Source organism: Micromonospora sp. A3M-1-15 (assembly GCF_024213425.1).
GTDB classification, from domain to species: domain Bacteria; phylum Actinomycetota; class Actinomycetes; order Mycobacteriales; family Micromonosporaceae; genus Micromonospora; species Micromonospora chersina.
The window spans coordinates 424,984-443,667 of the sequence record NZ_JANAVK010000004.1; the positions used below are offsets into that span (position 1 = coordinate 424,984).

Consider the following 18,684-nt stretch of genomic DNA (forward strand, 5'->3'; position numbering starts at 1 on the left):
GGTGGGCCCGTTCGGGGTGGGAGACTTGCCACATGCCCCTCACCGAGCCGCACGACGACCACTCCTCCGCGGAGGAGCCGGTGGTCGGCGCGCACGACACCGGTGAGAGCCCGTCGGTCCCGCTGGAGCCGGAGCCCACCCTGCCCGAGCCGGTCCGGCAGCGGATCGTGGCGCTCACCGCCGCGGTGCTGCCCGGGCTGGCCGCCGACGAGGTGCCTGTGCCGCTGCGCCGGGTGGCCAAGTTCGCCCCCAACCGGCGCGCCCGGCTCGGCGCCCCGGCCATCGCCGCCCAGCTCACCGCCGACCCGCTGTTCCGGCAGCGGGTCACCGCCCGGGTGCTCGCCGACGCCGGCGACCTCGGCGCGGCCGTGGTGGAGGGGACCGCCCCGGCGGCGGCCGACCCGGTCGAGGTGGCCGCCCTGGCCTACCTGGCCCGGCCCCGGGGCTGGCGGGAGCTGATCGACGCCAGCGGCGCCGCGGTGCGCGCCGAGGCGGACAGCGCGGTGGTGGCCGAGCTGGTCCGCGAGGCCGAGCAGCGGGCCACCCGCGCCGAGCACGACCGGGCGGTGGCCCGGGTGGAGGCGGAGAAGCTCCGCGACGAGCTCGCCCGGGTCCGCGAGGAGCTGGGCCAGCTCCGCGAGGAGGCCCGGCAGCTCGCCCGTACCCTCCGGGAGACCCAGGCCCGGGAGCGCAAGGCCACCGAGATGCTGGCCACCGAGCGGGGCCGGGCGGCCCGCGCGGCGGCCGACGCGGACGCGGAGCTGCGCCGCGCCCGGGCCCGGCTGGCCGAGGCGGAGGCCGCGGCCGGGGTGGCCCGGGTCAGCGCCAAGGAGGCCCGCTCGGTCGACGAGGCGAAGCTGTGGCTGCTGCTGGAGACGATCGGCCAGGCCGCCGTCGGGCTCCGCCGCGAGCTGGCCCTGGATCCGGTGGAGAAGCTGCCCGCCGACTTCGTGGCCGACGCGTTCGCCGACCAGTCGGCGGCCACGCCGGCCGGGGCCGCGGCCCGGGCGCGGGACACCGACGACCCGGCCCGGCTCGACCAGCTGCTCGCCCTGCCCAAGGCGCACCTGGTGGTGGACGGTTACAACGTCACCAAGCGGGGCTTCGGGGAGATGTCGCTGGAGCAGCAGCGCAAGCGGCTGATCAGCGGCCTGGGCGGGATCGCCGCGCAGACCGGCGACGAGGTGACGGTGGTCTTCGACGGCGCCGAGCGCATCCACGGGCTGCCGCCCACGCCGCGCGGGGTGCGGGTGCTCTTCTCCCGCAAGGGGGAGACGGCGGACGAGCTGATCCGCCGTCTGGTCCGCGCCGAGCCGGCCGGCCGGCCGGTGGTGGTGGTCTCCTCCGACCGCGAGGTCGCCGACGGGGTACGCCGGCACGGCGCCTACCCGCTCGGCGCCGACTCGCTGCTGCGGCGGCTCGCCCGGTCCTGAGGCCCGATGATCGGATTCGGGGTGGGTGCTGCCTCGTTGTCCGGTTCTGTCATACCCCCGGCCTAGCCTCGTGGTGACCGACGGTGGTGGCCAGGTCTCCTGTCCGCCACCGGCCACGCGTCAGGAGGCGTTGATGCTCATCGACTGCGACACCTGCGGGATCCGCGGCGCCGGGTGCTCCGGCTGCCTGGTGACCGCGCTGCTCGACACCGGCGCCGCGGCGGCCGACCTGGGCCCCGCCGAGCACCGGGCGATCGAGGTGTTCGCCCGGGCCGGGTTCGAGGTGCAGGTGCTGCCCGCCCCGCCCGCTCCCCGGAAGCCGGTCCGCCGCCGCCGGGTCGCCTGATCCCCCTCGGCACCGCGGCCACCCGGCCCGCGCCGGGCCTTAGGATGGGCCCTCACGGCGGGAGGGGAGCGGCATGACGCGGGTACGGCGGGTGGGGCGGTGACCCCGCGCGGCTGGGCGGTGCTGACCCTGGCCGGGCTGGCCGTGGCGCTGCTCGTCGCCGCGGCGCTGCTGGTGCCGTGGAGCCGGCCGCCGGCGCCCCGTGCCGACCAGCTCGCGGCGCTGCGCGCGCTCCCCGTCGACCAGGTGGCCCGGGGCCGGGCCTTCCACGGCGCGCTGCGCCCGGCCGGCTGGTCGGCGCTCGCCGTCGGCCTGGTGGTGGCCCTGGTGCTCGGGCTCACCCCGCTCGGCGGCCGCCTGGTCGAGCTGGCCGGCCGGCCCTTCGGCGGCCACTGGGTGGCCCAGGCGGTGCTGGGCGGGCTGGCCGTGATGTTCCTCGCCGACCTGCTCACCCTGCCCTTCGCCGCCTGGCGGCAGACCGTGCTGACCCGCTACGGGCTGAGCACCCAGGGCTGGGGCGGCTGGACCGTCGACCTGCTCAAGTCGTACGCGGTCAGCGCGGTCATCGGCGCGCTCGTCCTGCTCGGCTTCTACACGGTGACCCGGCTCGCCCCGCGCTGGTGGTGGGCGTTCGGCGCGGCCGGGGCCGCCGTCCTGGTGGTGCTGCTGTCGTTCGTGCTGCCGGTGCTGGTCGAGCCGGTGTTCAACCGGTTCACCCCCATGGAGCCGGGCCCGCTGCGCACCGAGCTGACCAGCCTGGCGGCCCGGGACGGGGTGCCGGTACGCGACGTCCTGGTCGCCGACGCCTCGCGGCGGACCCGGGCGGTCAACGCGTACGTCTCCGGGTTGGGGCCGACCCGGCGGGTGGTCGTCTACGACACCCTGCTGCGCGAGGCCGACCCGGCGGAGGTGACCAGCGTGGTCGCCCACGAGCTGGGGCACGCCAAGGACCGGGACGTCTGGACCGGCACCCTCATCGGGGCGCTGGGCGCCGCCGCCGCGGTGGTGGCGCTCTACCTGATCGGCTCCTGGACGCCGCTGCTGCGGCTGGCCGGCGTCGACTCGATCGCCCAGCCCCGGGCGTTCCCGCTGCTGATCGCGTTGGTCACGGTGGCCGGCCTGGTGGCCACGCCGGTGCAGGCGCTGGTCTCCCGGCGGGTGGAGGCCCGCGCCGACGCGCACGCGCTGGCGCTCACCGGCGACCCGGTGACCTTCGAGGCGATGCAGCGCCGGCTGGCCGGGGTGAACCTGGCCGACCCCGACCCGCCGCGCTGGGAACACCTCTGGTCGGCGTCCCACCCGTCCACCGTGGAGCGGATGGCCGCCGCCCGCGCCTACGCCAGGGAGTCCGGCCGATGAGCCGCACCTTGCTGATCACCAACGACTTCCCGCCCCGCCCCGGCGGCATCCAGTCGTTCGTGCACAACCTGGCGGTGCGCCAGCCACCGGGCTCCGTGGTGGTCTACGCGTCGAGCTGGCGCGGCGCCGCCAAGTTCGACGCCGACCAGCCGTTCGAGGTGGTCCGGGAGCGCACCAAGGTGCTGCTGCCCACCCCGCTGGTGGCCCGCCGGGCGGCGCGGCTGGCGCGGGCGTACGACTGCGACACGGTGTGGTTCGGCGCGGCGGCCCCGCTGGGGCTGCTCGCGGCGGGGCTGCGCCGGCGGGCCGGGATCCGCCGGGCGGTGGCGCTCACCCACGGGCACGAGGCCGGCTGGGCCGCGCTGCCCGGCGCCCGGTCGGCGTTGCGCCGGATCGGCCGGGGCGTGGACGTCACCACCTATCTCGGCGAGTACACCCGGGTCCGGCTGGCCCGGGTGCTCGACGGGGTGACCGAGCTGCGCCGGCTCGCTCCCGGCGTCGACGTGGACACCTACCACCCGGGTGTCGACGGCGAGCGGGTGCGGGTGCGGCTGGGGCTGGCCGACCGGCCGGTGGTGGTGTGCGTGTCGCGCCTGGTGCCGCGCAAGGGGCAGGACATGCTCATCCGGGCGATGCCGGAGATCCGCCGCCGGGTGCCGGACGCCGCGCTGCTGGTCGTCGGCGGCGGCCCCTACCGGGCGACGCTGGAGAAGCTGGCCCGGCAGATAGGGGTGGAACGCGACGTGGTGTTCACCGGGTCGGTGCCCTCGGCCGAGCTGCCCGCCCACTACGCGGCCGGCGACGTCTACGCGATGCCCTGCCGCACCCGCAACCGCGGCCTGGACGTCGAGGGCCTGGGGATCGTCTACCTGGAGGCCAGCGCGACCGGGCTGCCGGTGGTGGCGGGCGACTCCGGCGGCGCGCCGGACGCGGTCCGCGAGGGCGAGACCGGTTACGTGGTCCGCGGCCGGGACGTGGCCCAGCTCGCCGACCGGGTGGCCACCCTGCTCGCCGACCGGGACCTGGCCCGCCAGTTCGGCGCGGCCGGCCGGGCCTGGGTGGAGCGCGAGTGGCGCTGGGAGACCCAGGCCGAGCGGATGGCCGCCCTGCTCGCCGGCTGACCCACGGGCGGCCGGCAGGCCGGAGCGGCGGTTCAGGTCCGAACCCGGCGGCCCCGGCGTCGTGCCGGGGCCGCCGCGTGAGAAACGGGTGGTCAGGTGCGGGCCAGGGCCGGCTCCGGCGGTGCCGGTCGCGGCGACCGGCGGGCGAGCCGCCCCGGCCACCAGGTGCGCGTGCCGAGGTCCAGGGTCAGCGCCGGGATCAGCAGGCTGCGCACCAGCAGGGTGTCGAGCAGGATGCCGAGCGCCACGATGACGCCCATCTGCACCGACGGCACCAGCGGCAGCACCAGCAGCGCGCCGAAGGTGGCGGCCAGCACCACGCCCGCGCTGGTGATCACGCCGCCGGTGACGGTGAGCGCGCGCAGCACGCCCGGCCGGTGCCCGATCCGGGCGACCTCCTCGCGGGCCCGGGTCATGAGGAAGATCGTGTAGTCGACACCGAGCGCCACCAGGAACAGGAACGCCTGCAACGGGACGCCGACGAAGAGCCGGGGGTGGCCCAGGGCGTCGAGCACCAGCCCCGCCGCACCCATGGCGGCCGCGTACGACAGCACCACGCTGGCCATCAGCAGCAGCGGCGCCACCAGCGCGCGGAGCAGCAGCACGAGGATGACCAGGACGACCGCGAGCACCAGCGGGATGACCACCCGGTTGTCCCGGTTGACCGTGCGCTCCTCGTCGAGCACCGTGGCGGTCCGCCCGCCGACCAGTGCCCGCGCGTCGGGCACCGCGTGCACCGCGGCCCGCAGCCGGGTCACCGTGTCCCGGGCCGCGTCGCTGTCCGGCGCACCGGCGAGCACGGCCGGCACCCGGACCCACCGGCCGTCCGCCGAGCGCTCCGGCACGCCCACCTCGGCGACGCCGGTCACCGCGCGGGCGGCGGCCACCACCCGGTCGGCCGTGCCGGCGGAGGCCAGGATCTCGGCGGGCGCGGCCGAGCCGCCCGGGTAGTGGGCGGCGATCAGCCGCTGGCCGGCGACCGAGCCGACCTCGGTGGTGAACGACTCGTCGTCGGGCAGGCCCAGGCCGAGGTTGCCGATGCCCAGGGTCAGCGCGGCCAGGGCGGCGGCCGTGCCGAGCCAGACCGCCCGGGGCCGGCCGGCGACCAGGCCGGCGATCCGCCGCCACACCCCGTGGTCGGCGGCGCGGTCCCGGGTGTCGGCGCCGGGGGTGTACCGGGGCACGAACGGCCAGAACAGCCACCGGCCGCACAGCACCAGCACGGCCGGCAGCAGGGTGGTCATGGCCAGCAGCGCCGCCGCGATGCCGACCGCGCCGACCGGACCCAGGCCGCGGGTGGCCGGCAGGTCGGCCGCGAGCAGGCAGAGCAGTCCGATCGCGACGGTCGCCGCCGAGGCGCAGACCGCGCCGGCCGAGCGGCGCAGCGCGACCGCCATGGCGGCGTGCCGGTCGGCGTGCCGGCGCAGCTCCTCCCGGTAGCGGGCGATGAGCAGCAGGGCGTAGTCCACGCCGACGCCGAAGACCAGCACCGTGAGGATGGTCTGGCTCTGGAAGTCGACGGCCAGCCCGGCGTGCCGGGCCAGCAGGTAGACCACCGCCCCGGCGAGCTGGTTGGCAACGGCCACCGCGACGAGCGGGATCAGCCACAGCACCGGGCTGCGGTAGGTGACCAGCAGGAGCAGGGCGACGGTGAGCGCGGTGGCCAGCAGCAGCGCGCCGTCCATCCCGGAGAACGCGTCGAAGACGTCGTGCTCGGCGGCGGCCTCTCCGGTCAGCGCGGTCCGCAGGCCGGGTGGCGCGCCGTCGGCCAGCCGGTCCTTGAGCGCGCCCACCGCCTCGGCGCGCCGCTCGTCGTCGAGGCTGACCGGCAGGGAGAGCAGCAGCGCCCGGCCGTCGGCGGCGGCCACCGGCGGGGACACCACGCCGCCGTCGGCGTACGCGCCGAAGGTGGCGCGGTCGGCGTCGACCCGGGCCCGGTCGGCCGGGGTGAGCCCGGTGTCGCGGACGTAGACGGCGATGGCGAGCGGGTGCCGCGAGCCGGGGAAGGCCGTCTCGGCGCGCTGCACTGCCCGGCTGCTCTCGGCGCCGGCCGGCAGCGCGCCGAGCGTCGAGTTGTCCTGGACCTCGCCGAGCTTGACGGCGAGCGGGCCGGCCGCCACGAGCAGCGCCAGCCAGAGCAGGAGGACCGCGTACTTGCCGCGGCGGCCGGCGGGCAGGCCGGCCAGGCGTTGCGGGGACATCCGATTCCCTTTCGTCGTCACGGTTGCGGGGTCGGCGACCCCTTCCTCCGATCCTTCGGTCCGGACCGGCGCGGGTCAGGGGTGCCAGCGCGCCGCCCCGGGTGGTGCCAGCACCACCGATCCGGCGCGGCCGGTGCCGCAGAATGGGCCCGTGGACGACGTACGCGGACTGCTCCGCACCTGGGTCCGGCCCGGCGCGGTCACCGCCGCGCAGGGGCTGCTGATCGCCCTGCTGTCGTTGACCACGCACGTCGCGCTCTTCGTGCTGTCCCTGGTGTCGCTGCTGCTCATCCCGGTGTTCGGCGTGGGGTTCGCCCTCTTCCCGGTGGTCACCGCGCTGGTGCGGCTCTGCGTCGGGCTGCACCGCCGGCTGGCCCGGTGGGGCGGGGTGGAGATGGCCACGCCCTACCTGCCGGCTCCGCCGGGGGCCCAGTTCGGCACGTGGCGGCGGTTCCGCTGGGTCGTGAGTGACCCGGCCACCTGGCGGGACCTGTCCTGGCTGCTGCCCGGCGCGGTCACCGGCGCGGTGTGCCTGGCCGCCTTCGCCCTGCCGGTGTACGGCCTGGAGGGGATGCTCGGGGTCCCGCTGGTGCTGCACCTGACCGTCGGCTTCGGCTACGGCCCGTTCTGGCCGATCGACAACCTCTTCGAGGCGCTGCTCTGCTTCCCGCTGGGCGCGCTGTTCCTGGTCGGAGGGCTGGCGGCGGGGCGCTGGCTGGTCTGGCTGCACCTGGCCTTCGCCCGGTTCTTCCTGCCGCCGACCCGCACGGCCGAGCTGGCGCTGCGGGTCCGCCAGCTCACCGTCACCCGGGCCGAGACGGTGGACGCGCAGGCGGCCGAGCTGCGGCGGATCGAGCGGGACCTGCACGACGGGGCGCAGGCCCGGATCGTCGCGCTGAGCATGAGCATCGGCCTGGCCGAGCAGCTCGTGGGGGACGACCCGGAGGCGGTGCGGCGGCTGCTCGCCGAGGCCCGGGAGACCAGCGGGCAGGCGCTGGCCGAGCTGCGCGGGCTGGTGCGCGGCATCCACCCGCCGGTGCTCGCCGAGCGCGGCCTGGCGGGCGCCGTACGCGCGCTGGCGCTGGCCGTGCCGCTGCCGGTGGCGGTGACCGTCGACCTGCCGGGCCGGCCGGCCGCCCCGGTGGAGTCCGCCGCGTACTTCGCGGTGGCCGAGGGGCTGGCGAACGTGAGCAAGCACAGCGGGGCGTCCCGGGCCTGGGTCGAGCTGGGGCACACCGACGGGCGGCTGACCATCGTGGTCGGTGACGACGGGCGGGGCGGGGCCGACGCGGCGGCGGGCGGCGGCCTGGCGGGGATGGGGCGTCGTCTGGCCGCGTTCGATGGGACGATGGTGGTGACCAGTCCGGCCGGTGGGCCCACCGTCATCAGCATGGAGCTGCCGTGCGAGTTGTCATCGCCGAGGATCTCGCCCTCCTCCGGGACGGGCTGATCCGCATCCTGGAGGCGTTCGGCTGCCAGGTGGTCGCGGCCGTCGACAACGGACCGTCGGTGCTGCCCGCGCTGACCGCGCACCGCCCGGACGTCGCGGTCCTCGACGTGCGGCTGCCACCCACCTTCACCGACGAGGGGTTGCAGGCCGCCATCCGGGCCCGCGCCGAGATCCCCGGGCTGCCGATCCTCGTGCTGTCCCAGCACGTCGAGCAGCTCTACGCCCGGGAGCTGCTCTCCGACCGGCTCGGCGGGGTGGGCTACCTGCTCAAGGACCGGGTGTCCCACGTGGACCAGTTCGTCGACGCGGTGCGCCGGGTGGCCGCCGGCGGCACGGTGATGGACCCGGAGGTGGTCGCCCAGCTGCTGGCCAGCCGGTCCGGGGCGGGGCCGCTCGACGAGCTGACCGCCCGGGAGCGGGAGGTGCTCGGCCTGATGGCCGAGGGCCGGTCCAACGCGGCGGTCGCCGCCCGGCTCTTCGTCACCGAGAAGGCGGTCAACAAGCACATCAACAACATCTTCAGCAAGCTGCGGATGCCGCCGTCCGGTGACGACAACCGGCGGGTGCTGGCCGTGCTGGCATACCTGCACGGTGAGGACGGCCGCCGGCCGCGTACCCCGGCCTGATCCGGCTCAGGAGGCGGTGTCGGTCAGGGCGGGGGAGCGGTCCAGGTGGGGCACGGCCGGTCCGGGGCGGCCGAAGTGCCAGCCCTGCCCGGCGTCGCAGCCGATCGCGCGCAGCCGGTCCGCCTGGTCGGCGGTCTCCACCCCCTCGGCGGTGACGGTCAGGCCGAGGGCGTGCGCCAGGGAGACCAGCGAGGCGAGGATCCGCTCGTCGGTGCGGCTGCCCGGGTCGTCGGCCGGGGCACGCAGCCCGGCCACGAACTCGCCGGCCACCTTCAGCTCGCTCACCGGCAGGTCCCGCAGGTACGCCAGGTTGCAGTAGCCGGTGCCGAAGTCGTCGATGGCGACCCGGACGCCGAGGTCGGCCAGCACCCGCAGGGCACGGACCGGCTCCGCGACGGCGCTCATCATGGTGCTCTCGGTGACCTCCAGCTGCAGTCGCTCCGGGGGCAGGCCGGTGCGCCCCAGCACGCCCTGCACCTCCTGCACCAGCCCGGGCCGGTGCAGCTGGCGCACGGCCAGGTTGACGCTGACGAACGGGGCGTCGGCCGCCCCGGCCGCCCAGGTCCCCGCCTCGCGGCACGCCTCGGCGAGCACCCAGCTGCCGAGCCGGACGATCAGGCCGGTCTCCTCGGCGAGCGGGATGAAGCTGTCCGGGCGGAGCACGCCCAGCTCCGGGTGGCGCCAGCGGACCAGCGCCTCCATGCCGACCACCCGGCCGTCGCGCAGCCCGGTCAGCGGCTGGTAGTCGAGATAGAACTCGCTCCGGTCCAGCGCCGCGGGGATCGCCGCGGAGAGGGCGTAGCGGGCCAGCTCGCGGCGGTTGCGGTCGGCGTCGAAGATCGACCAGCGGGCCCCGCCGGCCGCCTTGGCCCAGTGCAGGGTGCTGTCCGCCGCGCGCATCAGCTCGATGGGTGAGGTGCCGGCCACCTGCCGCTCCACGATGCCGACGCTGGCCGACACGGTCAGCTCGTGCCCGTCGACGAGCGCGGGCTCGCTCACCGCCGCCAGGGCCGCCTCGGCCACCTTGACCACGTCCTCGGTGCACCCGGTGCGCTCGACCAGGATGACGAACTCGTCGCCGCCGAGCCGGGCCACCAGGTGCTCGCCGAGCACCCGCCGCAGCCGCCGCGCCACCGAGACCAGCAGCGAGTCGCCGACCTGGTGGCCGAGGGAGTCGTTGACGACTTTGAACCGGTCCAGGTCGAGGAAGCAGACCCCGATCCGGTCGGCGCCCCGCCCGGGCGCGGTGATCGCGGTGGTGAGCCGCTCGGTGAACAGGGTGCGGTTGGGCAGGTCGGTCAGCGGGTCGTGGGTGGCCTGGTGCCGGAACCGGGCCTCGCTCTCCCGCAGGGCCCGTTCGGCCTGCGCCCGCGCCATCATGGCGGCCCGCCGGATGGCCTCCTGCTCGTCGAGCGTGCGGTCGCGCAGGGCGCGGGCGTAACCGGTGGCGACCGTGGCGAGCAGCCGGGCCATCCGGTCCTCGACGTCGTCGACGGCAAGGTCGAGGTCCCGGACCAGGCGGAGCTGGATCACCTCGATGGTGCGGCCGAGCCCCTCGGCGGAGGCGATGTGCGCCTGCACCAGCTCGGCGCCGACCTGCTGGCCGATCCGCAGGTCGAACGGGTCGGCGCGCAGCGCCAGGGCCAGCCGCTCGGTGAGCCGCTGGAGCAGCGCCTCCAGCTGGGCCTGGGTCATCGGCAGGTAGCTGGTACCGGAGACCGCCTTGGCCCAGGCCCGGGCGAAGGCGCCGGGCCGGGAGCGGGTGGTGGCGGTGGCCCCGTCGTCACCCACCGAGCCGCCCGACGCCACCCATGAAGACCGCCTGCGCGGCGTTCTCCGCCTGCTCGGGGGCGTCCGGCCGCCACTCCGGCACCCAGACCACGCCCGGCTCGACCAGGTCGAAGCCGGCGAACAGCGCGGTCAGCTCGGCCCGGCTGCGGATGAAGAGCTGGTTGTCGGTGCGCCGGTAGACCCGCTCGGCCTCGGCCCGCTCACCGGTGCCGGCCCGGCCGTCGTCGCTGGCCTGCGACAGCACCAGGTAGCTGCCGGGGGCCAGCGCCGCGCGCAGCGTCCGCAGGAACTCCTCCGGGCGGTCCGCGTCGGGGATGAAGTGCAGCACCGCCACGATCATCACGGCGACCGGCTGGGAGAAGTCCAGCAGCTTCAGGACGTCGGGATGGCGGAGGATCGCCTCCGGCCGGCGCAGGTCCTCCTGGACCACCGCGGCCCGGTCGTTGCCGGCCAGGATCTCCTGGCTGTGCGCCACGGCGACCGGGTCGACGTCGACGTAGACCACCCGGGACTCCGGGTCGATCCGCTGGGCGATCTCGTGCACGTTGCCCACGGTCGGGATGCCGGAGCCGATGTCGAGGAACTGACGTACCCCGGAGTCGGCGAGGAACTGCACCGCCCGCCGGAGGAAGGCCCGGTTGGCCTGGGCCATCAGCGGGGCCTCCGGCACCGCCTCCACCATGGCCCGGGCCGCGGCCCGGTCGGCCGCGAAGTTGTGCGAGCCGCCGAGGTAGTAGTCGTACATGCGGGCCACGCTGGGGCGCTCGATGTCGATGGTCTCGGGTGCCCAGTCCGGCCGCTGCATGCGCTTGCCCCTTTGTGTCGGCGACGCGCGGGGGTCACCGCCGCGCGGATCACCCGGGTATTCTGCCCGCCCGGCGTCGCCGTGCAAAGACCGCCGTCGCTACGCGTCCGGCCCCTCACCGTACGCGGTCAGGAGCGCCCGGAATGCCGGAGAGGCCCGCGTCCGGGGTGCGGACGGGGCCTCTCCGGCGTCGAGCTGGTGGGACGCCGTCAGAACTTCGGGGCGTCCGGGGCCTCCAGCAGCCCCAGCCGCAGCGCGGTCATCAGCGCCTGGGCGCGGTTGGCGGCGCCGAGCTTCTCGTAGAGCTTCGAGATGTGCGTCTTGGCGGTCGACTCGCTGACGAACAGCTGCTTGGCGATGCCGGCGACGCTCATGCCGTCGGCGAGCAGCCGCAGCACCTGACCCTCGCGGGGGGACAGCTGCGGGCCGGACGGGGCCAGGCGGCGCTTCATGGCCTCGGCCAGGTCGGCCGCGGTGAACGCGCTGGGGGAGGAGGCGGCGTGCCGGGCGGCAGCCACCACCTCGTCGGCCGGGGCGGTCTTCGGCACGAACGCGCTCGCCCCCGCCTCCAGGGCGCCGAAGAGCTGGTCGTCGCCGGCGTACATGGTGAGCACCACGATGCCCATGGACGCGCTGGACTTGCGCAGGGCGCGGGTGGCCTCCAGGCCGCTGCCGTCGGGCAGCCGCAGGTCCATGATCACCACGTCCGGCTGGAGCGCGCCGGCCTGGCGCACACCCTCCGCGGCCGTGGCGGCCTCGCCCACGACCTCGAACTGCCGGTCCCGCTCGAAGGCGTGCCGCAGACCCTTGCGGATCAGATCGTGATCGTCCACAAGGAGAACCTTGGTCCGGGTGGCCGGTGTCGGGCTAGTGGTCATCCTCGGGTTACTCCCCTTCTCCTGCTTCGCTGCCGCGCACCCTACCGCGCCGGGGCGAGGAGCCGAGTACCACCGCCACGGTCGTGCCGCTGGGTTGCCGCGGCCTGATCTCCAACCGGCCCCGGATACGTTCCGCCCTCTCGGCCATGATCGCAAGACCGTAGTGCCCGTCGGGGCGCTGCTCACCGATGCCGTGACCGTCATCCGACACTTCGATCTGGGCGTACGGGGGGTCCACCTCACACGTGACCCACAGATTCGCGGCCCCGGCGTGCTTGCGGGCGTTGGTCACCGCCTCCTGCGCGATGCGCAGAAGTTCGGCCTCGGTGGCGGCGGGCAGCCGGGCGGTGGACTCGTCCAGGGACAGGTGCACCCGCAGGCCGCCGGAGGCGCCGACGGTGCGGGCGTACTCGGCGATGGCGGCGGCCAGGCCGCCGTGCCGGTCCACCTCGCTGCGCAGCTCGAACAGGCTCAGCCGCAGCTCGGTGATCACCCGGGTGACCTCCTGGCGCAGGGTGCGCAGCGAGTCGGCGGTCTCCTCGGCGTCGTCGTGCACCGTGGCCAGGGCGTTGTCGATGCCGTAGCCGACCATCACCAGCTCCTGGGCGACCCCGTCGTGGATCTCCCGGGCCAGCCGCTGCCGCTCCTCGTTGGTGGCCAGCGACCGCACCTCGTCGAAGAGCAGCGCGGCCTCCAGGCGCAGCGCGGCCGGGCCGGTCAGCGCGGTCACCCGGGACACCACCGGCGGCGGGTACGCGTGCGCGGTGTCCGCCTCGACGACCACCAGGCCGACCGTGCGCACCCCGGCGACCAGCGGCACGATCAGCGCCGAGACCTCGCCCGAGGCCCGGGAGCGGGCCTGCGAGCGGGCCGAGGTGGTCGGCTGCTGGCTGGCCCAGGCGTCGGCGATGGCGGAGTCGGCGTCGAGCGTGGTCTCCCAGTCGACCCGGTCCGCGCCGATCTGGGCGAGCACCACGAGCCGGCCGCCGCCGCTGGCCGACAGCACCGCGCCCCGGTCGGTCTTGGCCACCACCCGCAGCTCCTCCAGCAGGTGCTCGGAGATGCCGCCCGGGTCCAGGGTGGCGCCCGGAAGCTGGCGGGCGACCGTGCGGAGCTGGGTGAGCAGCCGGGTCGCCTCCGCGTACGGCTGGGGCTTGCCCTCGCCGCGGACCCGCATCACCCGCTGGAGCGTGCCGGCCGTGTAGAGGCCGAGGCCGGCCAGGATCAGCCACTGCGCGCAGACCGCCAGGTAGCCGAGCTGGCCGAGCTGCGGCTCACCGGCGACCTCGGTGAAGGCCGCGCTGACCAGCAGGGTGGCCGCCGCCACCACGAGCAGGGCCGCGCCCTCGCGGAACCGGCGGCGCAGCGCGGTCACGGTGACCGGCACGGCGAGGTACGGCAGCACCGCCGAGGCGCCCAGCCCGCCGGTCACCCCGGTGAGGTGGGTGTCGGCGGCGACCTGGCTGGCGGCCAGCCCGAGGACCATCACCTCGGCGAAGCGGCTGATCGGGGCGAGCAGCCGGTGCTGCGGGGCCAGCACGGCGGGCAGCCCGGCGACGCCGAGCAGGGCGATCCACCACAGCTGGGCGGCGTCGCGGGTGGCGAACAGGGTCAGGGCGGCGACCAGCGCGAGGATGACCACGCGCGCCGCGGCCGCCAGGGGCTGGGTCGGCGGCTGGCTGGGTGTCGAGGCGGGCACCTGACGGATGGTAGTCAGCCTCGGTAGATATCGGCGATCTCCGCCGCGTACGTCTTGTGCACGACCTGGCGCTTGACCTTGAGCGAGGGGGTCAGCTCGCCGGTCGCCTCGGTGAAGTCCTGCGGCAGGATCCGGAACACCTTGATCGCCTCGGCCTTGGAGACCGCCTGGTTGGCCTGGTCGACCGCCGCCTGCACCTCGGCCCGCAGCGTCTCGTCCTCGCGCAGCTCGGCGACGCTGGTGGCCTCCGGGCGGCCGTGCGCGGCCAGCCACTTCGGCAGCGCCTCCTCGTCGACGGTGACCAGCGCCGCGATGAACGGCTGCCGGTCGCCGACCACCACGCACTGGCTGATCAGGGGGTGCGCCCGGACTTGGTCCTCCAGCACCGCCGGGGCGACGTTCTTGCCGCCGGCGGTCACGATGATCTCCTTCTTGCGGCCGGTGATGGAGAGGTAGCCGTCCTCGTCGAGGTGGCCCAGGTCGCCGGTGCGGAACCAGCCGTCGGCGCTCACCGCCTCGGCGGTGGCCGCCTCGTTGTGCCAGTAGCCCTGGAAGACGATCTCCCCGGAGATCAGGACCTCGCCGTCGTCGTCGATCCGGATGGTGACGCCGGGCAGCGGCCGGCCGACCGTGCCGATCCGGGTGTGCCCGGGCAGGTTCGCGGCGGCGGCCGGCGCGGTCTCGGTGAGGCCGTAGCCCTCGCAGATGGTCACCCCGATGCCGCGGAAGAAGTGCCCGAGCCGGGCGCCGAGCGGGGCGCCGCCGGAGATCGCGTCGCGGCACCGGCCGCCCATCGCCGCGCGCAGCTTGCGGTAGACCAGCTTGTCGAAGAGCGCGTGCTGGGCGCGCAGGCCCAGGCCCGGCCCGTCGGGGGTCTCCAGCGCCTCGCTGTACGCGATGGCGACCTTCTCGGCCCGGTCGAAGATCTTGCCCTTGCCCTCGGCCTCGGCCTTCTGCCGCGCGCCGTTGTAGACCTTCTCGAAGACCCGGGGTACGGAGAGCACGAAGGTCGGCTTGAACTCCTGCAGCTCGCCGACCAGGTTCTTGGTGTCCGAGCAGTGCGCCATGGTGGCCCGGGCCTGCACCACGCCGACCTGGATGAGCCGGGCGAAGGCGTGCGCCAGCGGCAGGAAGAGCAGGGTGGAGGCGCCCTCGCGGAACAGGTTCGGCAGCACCGGCACGGCGTTGGCGATGTCGGCGTAGATGTTGCGGTGGGTCAGCACGCAGCCCTTGGGACGGCCGGTGGTGCCACTGGTGTAGATGATGGTGGCGACGTCGTCGGCCTTCAGGGTGGAGCGGCGCACCTCCACCTCGGCGAGGTCGACCGACGCGCCGGCGGCGACCAGCTCGTCGACCGCGCCGAGGTCGATCTGCCAGACCTCGCGCAGCTCGGGCAGCCGGTCGCGGACCCCGGCGACGAGGGTGGCGTGCCCGGTGCTCTCCACTACGACGGCGACCGCGCCGGAGTCGGAGAGGATCCAGGCGGCCTGTTCGGCGCTGGAGGTCTCGTAGATCGGCACGGTGACCGCGCCGGCCGCCCAGATCGCGTAGTCGAGCAGCGTCCACTCGTAGCGGGTGCGGCTCATCAGGCCGACCCGGTCACCGGGGGACACGCCGGCCGCGACCAGGCCCCGGGCCACCGCGACGACCTCGTCGCGGAACTGGCGGCAGGTCACGTCGATCCAGGCGCCGCCCGTCCCCGCGGCGCGCCGGACGAACTGCACGGCGTCGGGGGCGACCTCGGCATTGTCCCAGACCGGGTCGGTCAGGTTGGCCGCGTCGCCGACGGTGACGATCGGCGGAACGGAGAACTCGCGCACCTGCACTCCCTCGTGCTCGCACTGGCCGGGCCGGCCGTGGTCGGCTCAGTCGAAACCTACCCGGCCGCCCCCGGGGATGAGGTAGGGAGGTTGCCTGCCCGGCAGGTGGGACACCGGCGCGCCGCGACGGGCGGGGGTGGAGCGGCGCGCGCCCGTCCGTCGCCGGGTAGCCTCCCCCCATGGCGGACACCTCCACCCAGTCGATCGTCGTCGGCGCGTCACCGGACCGGGTGGCGGCCGTCATCTGCGACTTCCCCCGCTACCCGGAGTGGACCGAGGCGGTGCGGGCGGCCGAGGTGATCGAGGAGTACGAGGACGGCTACGCCAGCCAGGTCCGGTTCACCATCGACGCGGGCGTGATGGCCGACGAGTACGTGCTGGCCTACGAGTACGCCGAGGACATCTCGCGCATCGAGTGGCACCTGGTGGCGCCCTCGAAGATGCAGAAGTCCCAGCGCGGGTCGTACGACCTGGTCGGCAACCCGGACGGAACGACCACGGTGACCTACACCCTCGAGGTGGAGCTCTCCGTGGGGATGCTCGGCATGTTTCGCCGCAAGGCCGAGAAAATGATCATGGACGCGGCGTTGAAGCAGCTCAAGCGCCGGGTAGAAGCACTCGGTGCGGCCAACTGACCCGACTGTCGTCCCGGTTGTCACGCTGGAGGAGCCGAACCATGGGCACCACTGATCCGGGTTCGGCCCGGGAAGAGGCCGAGCGCCTCGTCGCCATGCTGCTGGCCACGGCGAAGCTGGCCGCCGCCACGCCCGGGGCCGGTCCCTGGGGTCCGCTCGGTGGGATCCTGTCGGGTGTCCTCGGTCACAGCCCCGGCGGCACGGGCGCGGGCGACGGCGCCTCCGACCGGTCCGGCACCGGCGCGGGCTTCGCCACCGGATCGCCGGAATGCTGCGTCTGCCCGGTCTGTCGAGGTATCGCCGCGTTGCGCGACCCGAGTCCCGAATTCGCCGAGCGGCTCGCCACCGGCGCCGGCGACCTGGCCGCCGGGGTGGCCAGCCTGCTGCGCGCCTTCGCCCCGGCCGAGCCGGGCGGTCCGACCGCGACCGGCGGGTCCGCCGGGGCGGCGGCGGGGGACCACGTGTGGCGCGAGGCGACCCGTACCGGGCATGATTCTCAGCCGGCACCCGAGCAGGACGTGTGGTCCGCCGCCACCCGGGGGGAGGGCGCGGCCGACGCGGGTGCCTCCGAGCCGCCCGCCGATGCCGCCGGGCCGGACGTGCCGGCGCCGAGCCGGCCGCCGGCCGGCCGTCCCGTGGTGCCCGCGTCGCGGGCGTCCGGCGAGGTGGGCGAGGACGTACCAGGCGACGGGGCCTGACCCACCGGACATCCCGGGATCGCACGGCCGGTTCGGCCGGGGCCGGGCAGCACAGCAGAGGGGAGTGGCAGCGGTGACGCTGACCATCGGAGTCGACGTCGGTGGCACGAAGGTGGCCGGCGGTGTCGTGGACGACACCGGCAAGGTTCTCGTGCAGGCCCGACGGGACACCCCCGCCGACGACGTGGCCAAGACCCGCGACGTCATCATCGAGCTGGTCACCGAGCTGGCCACCGGCCACACCGTCGACGCGGTCGGCATCGGCGCGGCCGGCTGGATCGACGCCTCCCGCTCCACCGTGCTCTTCGCCCCCAACCTGGCCTGGCGGGACGAGCCGCTGCGCGAGTACGTCAGCAACGCCACCGGCCTGCCGGTGATCGTGGAGAACGACGGCAACGTCGCGGCGTGGGCGGAGTTCCGCTACGGCGCGGCCCGGGACGCCGACGACTCGATGGTGATGTTCACCATCGGCACCGGCGTGGGCGGCGGCATCGTGCTCGGCGGCGACCTGGTCCGGGGGGCCAACGGCATCGCGGCCGAGCTGGGCCACATGCTCACCGTGCCGGACGGCCACCAGTGCGGCTGCGGCCGGCTGGGCTGCATCGAGCAGTACGCCAGCGGCAGCGCCCTGGTCCGCTTCGCCCGCGCCGCCGCCCGCCAGGAGCCGCACCGGGCCACCGCCCTGCTGGAGCTGGCCGGCGGCGAGGCCGAGGGGATCACCGGACCGATGGTGACCGCCGCCGCGAAGGGCGGCGACCCGGTCTCCGCCGAGGCGTTCGCCCAGGTCGGCCGCTGGCTCGGCACCAGCCTCGCGGACATGGCGCAGATCCTCGACCCGCAGGTGCTGGTGGTCGGCGGCGGCGTGATCGACGCCGGCGACCTGCTGCTCGGCCCGACCCGCCGGTCGTTCACCGACGCCCTGGCCCAGCGCAGCCGCCTGCCCGTCGCCGAGGTGCGCCCCGCCGAGCTGGGCAACACCGCCGGTGTCATCGGCGCCGCCGACCTGGCGCGGCGGATCTGACGTGCCGGCAGCAGGCGTGCCGCTGCGGGTGGTCTCCTACAACATCCACAGCCAGCGGGACGACACCGCCGCGCTGGCCGAGGTGGTCCGGGCGGCCGAGCCGGACGTGGTGATCGTCCAGGAGGGGCCGCGGCGGTTCCGGTGGCGGCAGAGGTGCGCCACCCTCGCCGACTCGTTCGGCCTGGTGGTGGCGGCCGGCGGCCTGCCCTCGTTGGGCAACCTGCTGCTGACCAGCCTCCGGGTCCGGGTGACGGCGACCCGCTGCCAGCGCTACCCGCTCACCCCCGGCCGGCACCTGCGCGGGGCCGCGTACGCCGAATGCCTGGTGGGTGGGAGCCGGTTCCTGCTGGCCGGTTCCCACCTCTCCACCGACCCGGCCGAGCGGCCGGCGCAGGCGGCGGCGTTCAAGCGGGAGCTGGCCGCCGCGACGCTGCCGGTGGTCGCCGGCGCGGACCTCAACGAGGGGCCGGACGGGCCGGCGTGGCGGACGGTCGCCGAGGGCCTGACCGACGCGGCGGTCGCGATGGACCGGGCCGACCGGCACACCTACTCCTGCGCGAACCCGCGCCGGCGCATCGACGCCCTCTTCGTGGACCCGCGCGTCGAGGTCGTCGACTACGACGTGGTGGACACCCCGCGGACCCGGCAGGCCAGCGACCACTTCCCGGTCCTGGTGGACCTGCTGCTGCCCGCCGGCGACTGAGCCCTCACCCGCCCTCCCCGTAGCCGCGGGGGCTGGACAACGGCGGGCATTGTCGGCAGGATTTCGCACCGACCCGGCACTCGTGCCGCACAAAAGGA

The 18,684-nt window shown here is 75.5% G+C and carries 16 protein-coding genes; 10 read left to right on the plus strand and 6 right to left on the minus strand.

The window, feature by feature from the left end; genetic code table 11:
• Positions 1-32 precede the first annotated feature (32 nt).
• From NLX85_RS22465 to NLX85_RS22480, 4 genes are all read left to right on the plus strand, one after another.
• On the plus strand, positions 33-1,433 hold the full coding sequence (locus tag NLX85_RS22465; RefSeq protein WP_254338202.1) for an NYN domain-containing protein: 1,401 nt from the start codon (positions 33-35) through the stop codon (positions 1,431-1,433).
• Positions 1,434-1,566: 133 nt separating this feature from the next.
• Positions 1,567-1,779, plus strand: a complete 213-nt coding sequence (locus NLX85_RS22470) for a hypothetical protein (protein WP_091320108.1) — start codon at positions 1,567-1,569, stop codon at positions 1,777-1,779.
• A gap of 99 nt (positions 1,780-1,878) precedes the next feature.
• Positions 1,879-3,138, plus strand: coding sequence for a M48 family metallopeptidase (locus NLX85_RS22475; RefSeq protein WP_254338204.1), 1,260 nt, complete (start codon positions 1,879-1,881; stop codon positions 3,136-3,138).
• Positions 3,135-4,259 carry a glycosyltransferase family 4 protein gene (locus NLX85_RS22480; protein ID WP_254338206.1) on the plus strand — a complete coding sequence of 375 codons (1,125 nt, stop codon included), beginning with the start codon at positions 3,135-3,137 and terminating at the stop codon, positions 4,257-4,259. The genes NLX85_RS22475 and NLX85_RS22480 overlap by 4 nt, the downstream gene beginning before the upstream one ends.
• Before the next feature lie 92 nt (positions 4,260-4,351).
• Here the strand turns inward: NLX85_RS22480 and NLX85_RS22485 are convergent, their stop codons facing one another.
• Entirely contained in the window at positions 4,352-6,460 is a 2,109-nt protein-coding gene (locus NLX85_RS22485; RefSeq protein ID WP_254338208.1) for an MMPL family transporter, read from the minus strand.
• A gap of 151 nt (positions 6,461-6,611) precedes the next feature.
• Here NLX85_RS22485 and NLX85_RS22490 point away from each other — a divergent pair, with 151 nt between their 5' ends.
• The gene (locus tag NLX85_RS22490) at positions 6,612-7,910 is read left to right on the plus strand and encodes a histidine kinase (RefSeq protein WP_254338210.1); all 1,299 of its coding nucleotides are present in this window, start codon (positions 6,612-6,614) and stop codon (positions 7,908-7,910) included.
• Positions 7,862-8,536 carry a response regulator transcription factor gene (locus NLX85_RS22495; RefSeq protein ID WP_091320122.1) on the plus strand — a complete coding sequence of 225 codons (675 nt, stop codon included), beginning with the start codon at positions 7,862-7,864 and terminating at the stop codon, positions 8,534-8,536. Before NLX85_RS22490 ends, NLX85_RS22495 begins: the two co-directional genes overlap by 49 nt.
• Before the next feature lie 6 nt (positions 8,537-8,542).
• Here the strand turns inward: NLX85_RS22495 and NLX85_RS22500 are convergent, their stop codons facing one another.
• The 5 genes from NLX85_RS22500 to NLX85_RS22520 form a co-directional block, all read right to left on the minus strand.
• Positions 8,543-10,231, minus strand: a complete 1,689-nt coding sequence (locus tag NLX85_RS22500) for a bifunctional diguanylate cyclase/phosphodiesterase (RefSeq protein ID WP_254338797.1) — start codon at positions 10,229-10,231, stop codon at positions 8,543-8,545.
• Positions 10,232-10,319: 88 nt separating this feature from the next.
• Positions 10,320-11,132 (minus strand): SAM-dependent methyltransferase, encoded by an 813-nt coding sequence (locus NLX85_RS22505; protein ID WP_254338212.1) that lies wholly within the window; start codon positions 11,130-11,132, stop codon positions 10,320-10,322.
• Between the two features lie 209 nt (positions 11,133-11,341).
• On the minus strand, positions 11,342-12,010 hold the full coding sequence (locus NLX85_RS22510; protein WP_007072219.1) for a response regulator transcription factor: 669 nt from the start codon (positions 12,008-12,010) through the stop codon (positions 11,342-11,344).
• Between the two features lie 7 nt (positions 12,011-12,017).
• On the minus strand, positions 12,018-13,709 hold the full coding sequence (locus NLX85_RS22515; RefSeq protein ID WP_254338214.1) for a GAF domain-containing sensor histidine kinase: 1,692 nt from the start codon (positions 13,707-13,709) through the stop codon (positions 12,018-12,020).
• Positions 13,710-13,723: 14 nt separating this feature from the next.
• On the minus strand, positions 13,724-15,529 hold the full coding sequence (locus NLX85_RS22520; RefSeq protein WP_254338216.1) for a long-chain fatty acid--CoA ligase: 1,806 nt from the start codon (positions 15,527-15,529) through the stop codon (positions 13,724-13,726).
• A 179-nt stretch (positions 15,530-15,708) separates the two neighbouring features.
• Here NLX85_RS22520 and NLX85_RS22525 point away from each other — a divergent pair, with 179 nt between their 5' ends.
• The 4 genes from NLX85_RS22525 to NLX85_RS22540 all read left to right on the plus strand — a co-directional run bounded on the left by NLX85_RS22525 (position 15,709) and on the right by NLX85_RS22540 (position 18,586).
• Positions 15,709-16,164 (plus strand): SRPBCC family protein, encoded by a 456-nt coding sequence (locus NLX85_RS22525; protein ID WP_254338217.1) that lies wholly within the window; start codon positions 15,709-15,711, stop codon positions 16,162-16,164.
• A gap of 41 nt (positions 16,165-16,205) precedes the next feature.
• Positions 16,206-16,862, plus strand: a complete 657-nt coding sequence (locus NLX85_RS22530) for a hypothetical protein (RefSeq protein WP_254338219.1) — start codon at positions 16,206-16,208, stop codon at positions 16,860-16,862.
• A gap of 73 nt (positions 16,863-16,935) precedes the next feature.
• Positions 16,936-17,883, plus strand: a complete 948-nt coding sequence (locus NLX85_RS22535) for an ROK family glucokinase (protein ID WP_254338222.1) — start codon at positions 16,936-16,938, stop codon at positions 17,881-17,883.
• Between the two features lies 1 nt (position 17,884).
• Complete coding sequence (locus NLX85_RS22540; protein WP_254338224.1) at positions 17,885-18,586, plus strand: endonuclease/exonuclease/phosphatase family protein; 702 nt, start codon at positions 17,885-17,887, stop codon at positions 18,584-18,586.
• Positions 18,587-18,684 lie beyond the last annotated feature (98 nt).

Excerpts from the sequence above, each read along its gene's own strand:
- NLX85_RS22530 (WP_254338219.1), top strand. The coding sequence starts at position 16,206 with ATGGGCACCACTGATCCGGGTTCGGCCCGGGAAGAGGCCGAGCGCCTC.
- NLX85_RS22465 (WP_254338202.1), top strand. The coding sequence starts at position 33 with ATGCCCCTCACCGAGCCGCACGACGACCACTCCTCCGCGGAGGAGCCG.
- NLX85_RS22510 (WP_007072219.1), bottom strand. The coding sequence starts at position 12,010 with ATGACCACTAGCCCGACACCGGCCACCCGGACCAAGGTTCTCCTTGTG.
- NLX85_RS22480 (WP_254338206.1), top strand. The coding sequence starts at position 3,135 with ATGAGCCGCACCTTGCTGATCACCAACGACTTCCCGCCCCGCCCCGGC.
- NLX85_RS22500 (WP_254338797.1), bottom strand. The coding sequence starts at position 10,231 with ATGACCCAGGCCCAGCTGGAGGCGCTGCTCCAGCGGCTCACCGAGCGG.
- NLX85_RS22525 (WP_254338217.1), top strand. The coding sequence starts at position 15,709 with ATGGCGGACACCTCCACCCAGTCGATCGTCGTCGGCGCGTCACCGGAC.
- NLX85_RS22470 (WP_091320108.1), top strand. The coding sequence starts at position 1,567 with ATGCTCATCGACTGCGACACCTGCGGGATCCGCGGCGCCGGGTGCTCC.
- NLX85_RS22505 (WP_254338212.1), bottom strand. The coding sequence starts at position 11,132 with ATGCAGCGGCCGGACTGGGCACCCGAGACCATCGACATCGAGCGCCCC.
- NLX85_RS22485 (WP_254338208.1), bottom strand. The coding sequence starts at position 6,460 with ATGTCCCCGCAACGCCTGGCCGGCCTGCCCGCCGGCCGCCGCGGCAAG.